Here is a 2,597-nt window from a genome sequence, read left to right on the forward strand (position 1 = left end):
ACCCCCAGCTCACGCTGCCGGGGTTCGATGTTGGACAGCTGAATCGCACGGCGGTGTAGGATGACCGCCCCAAACCGCGGCAGAAGGCCCTCTCCGGGCACTTCCCGGGACCTCTGTTATTCGTTTTTGGACAGCAGTGCTTACGCCCGGAACTGCACCGGGTCGAGCTTGATCCCGGGGCTCATGGTGGTGGCGATCGCCACCCCCCGGATGTAGGCCCCCTTGGCCGAGGCGGGCTTGGCCCGGACCAGGCTCTCGATCACGGCGGCCACGTTCTCCTTGAGCTGCTCGGGGGAGAACGACTTGCGGCCCACCGGCACGTGGACGTTTCCGTATTTGTCCACCCGGTACTCGACCCGGCCCGCCTTGAGTTCCTTCACGGCCTGGGCCACGTCGAAGGTCACGGTGCCGCTCTTCGGGTTGGGCATGAGGCCCCGGGGCCCCAGAATCCGGCCCAGGCGGCCCACCACCCCCATCATGTCGGGCGTGGCCACGGCCTTGTCGAACTCGAGCCACCCCTCCTGGATCTTCTCGGCCAGATCCTCGGCGCCCACGAAGTCGGCGCCGGCCTCCTCGGCCTCCTTGGCCTTGTCGCCCTTGGCGAACACCAGCACCCGCACGCCCTTGCCGGTTCCGTGGGGCAGCACCACCGTGCCCCGCACCATCTGGTCGGCGTGGGCCGGGTTCACCCCCAGGCGCACGGCCAGGTCGACGCTCTCGTCGAAGCTGGCGTAGGAGATCTGGGGCAGCAGCGCCAGGGCCTCGTCGAGATCGTAGAGCTTCAGCCGGTCCACCTTGGACCGGGCCTCCAAGTACTTCTTTCCTTTGCGCGCCATCGTCCGCTCCCTCCGCCGCCTAGTCCACGACCTCGAGGCCCATGCTGCGCGCCGCCCCCTCGATGGTGCGGATCGCCGCCTCGATGTCGGTGGTGTTCAGATCGGGCATCTTCTGCTCCGCGATCTTGCGGACCTGCTCCCGGGTGACCTTACCCACCTTCTTTTTGTTCGGTTCCCCGGAGCCCTTCTCGATGCCCGCCGCCATCTTCAGGAGCACGGCGGCCGGAGGGGTCTTCGTGACGAAGGTGAACGAGCGGTCGGCATAAACCGTGATCTCCACGGGCGTGATGATGCCGTTGCCGTCCTTCGTCTTGGCGTTGAACGCCTTGCAGAACTCCATGATGTTGACCCCATGCTGGCCCAGCGCCGGCCCCACCGGAGGGGACGGGTTCGCTTGGCCCGCCGGGATCTGCAGCTTGATGACCGCTGCGACCTTCTTCGCCATGACGGATGCTCCTTTCCAGAGGTGTGGGGGGACCCCAACGGTCCCCGCCTAGCGGCCCGCCGCGGGGCGGGCCTCCCTCAGGTCTTCTCCACCTGGAAGAACTCCAGTTCCACCGGGGTCGAACGGCCGAAGATGCTCACGAGGACCCGGAGTTTCCCTTTGTCGGGGTTTACGTCCTCCACCACGCCGGTGAAGTTCGAGAACGGGCCGTCGATCACCTTGACCTGCTCGCCGCGGCTGAACTCGTACTTGGGCTTCGGGTGGGCCCGGCCCTCCTCCATCTGGCCGATGATCTTCTCGACCTCCTCGTCGGAGATCGGGGTGGGCTTCACCCCCCCGCCCACGAACCCGGACACCTTCGGGGTGTTCTTCACGAGGTACCAGGTGTCGGTGTCCATCTCCATCTGCACCAAGATGTATCCCGGGAAGAACTTCCGAGAGGTGGTGCGCTTCTCCCCCTTCACCACCTCCACCACCTTCTCCGAGGGCACGAGAATCTGGCCAAACCGGTCCTCCATGCCGTGCTCGCGGATCCGCTGCTCGAGCGCCGCCTTCACACGGTTTTCGTAACCGGAATAGGTTTGCACGACAAACCACTGCTTGGCCATTTCCTCACGCCTTCGCGATGCGGTGTGAAAGTGGGGGAAAGGAAGGAAGGGGAGCAACCGGCGCCGGAGGGGCCGGCGTCCAGAAGGGATCTAGCTCAACACGAGCCGGAACAACTGGTTTAACAGGGCGTCCACCACCCCGAGATAGATCCCGACCACGAACGTGACCACCAGGACCACCACGGTGGAGGCCGTGGTGATCTTCCGGTCCGGCCAGGTCACCTTCTTGAGCTCGACCTTTGCCTCCCGGAGAAACACCTTGAGCTGTTCGATCATCCGAGGCCCCAGAAAAAAGGTGGCAGGCCAGGAGGGATTCGAACCCCCAACCCCCGGATTTGGAGTCCGGTGCTCTACCAGTTCGAGCTACTGGCCTGCACTTCTTGCACGCGTCGGAAACCGCCTACTTCGTCTCTTTGTGGAGCGTGTGGCGGTTGCAGAACCGGCAGTATTTCTTCTTTTCGAGTTTGCCGGTCGTGCGCTTCTTGTTTTTATCGGTATGGTAGTTCCGCTGCTTGCACTCGGTGCAAGCGAGGATCACGGCGTCTCGCATGGGATCGGTGCCCCTCTTATTCCAGGATCTTGGTCACGACGCCGGCGCCCACCGTGCGGCCACCCTCACGAATCGCGAACCGAAGCCCCTCCTCCATCGCGATCGGCGTGATCAGGTTCACCGTGATCCGCACGTTGTCCCCAGGCATCACCATCTCC

Annotated in this window: 6 protein-coding genes and 1 tRNA gene; all 7 read right to left on the bottom strand. The window is 64.5% G+C overall.

All coding sequences use genetic code 11. The features are described 5' to 3' along the window. Window positions 1-140: 140 nt before the first annotated feature. Window positions 141-836, bottom strand: a complete 696-nt coding sequence (gene rplA, locus ACY0I8_RS17635; protein WP_461395791.1) for a 50S ribosomal protein L1 — start codon at window positions 834-836, stop codon at window positions 141-143. Window positions 837-855: 19 nt separating this feature from the next. Further along, window positions 856-1,281: a 50S ribosomal protein L11 gene (gene rplK / locus ACY0I8_RS17640; RefSeq protein ID WP_461395792.1), complete on the bottom strand. Its 426-nt coding sequence runs from the start codon at window positions 1,279-1,281 to the stop codon at window positions 856-858. A gap of 77 nt (window positions 1,282-1,358) precedes the next feature. Continuing rightward, window positions 1,359-1,889, bottom strand: coding sequence for a transcription termination/antitermination protein NusG (gene nusG / locus ACY0I8_RS17645; RefSeq protein ID WP_459940072.1), 531 nt, complete (start codon window positions 1,887-1,889; stop codon window positions 1,359-1,361). Between the two features lie 90 nt (window positions 1,890-1,979). After that, a complete protein-coding gene (secE, locus tag ACY0I8_RS17650; RefSeq protein WP_461395793.1) occupies window positions 1,980-2,165 on the bottom strand; it encodes a preprotein translocase subunit SecE in 186 nt (61 codons plus the stop codon). 20 nt (window positions 2,166-2,185) lie between these two features. Then, window positions 2,186-2,262 (bottom strand) — tRNA-Trp (locus tag ACY0I8_RS17655). Between the two features lie 27 nt (window positions 2,263-2,289). Continuing rightward, window positions 2,290-2,439, bottom strand: a complete 150-nt coding sequence (rpmG, locus tag ACY0I8_RS17660) for a 50S ribosomal protein L33 (RefSeq protein ID WP_459940077.1) — start codon at window positions 2,437-2,439, stop codon at window positions 2,290-2,292. A gap of 16 nt (window positions 2,440-2,455) precedes the next feature. Next, window positions 2,456-2,597, bottom strand: a 142-nt coding sequence (locus tag ACY0I8_RS17665; protein ID WP_461395794.1) for an EF-Tu C-terminal domain-related protein, incomplete at its 5' end; no start/stop codon positions are given.

The sequence above is a fragment of the Deferrisoma sp. genome (assembly GCF_054681715.1).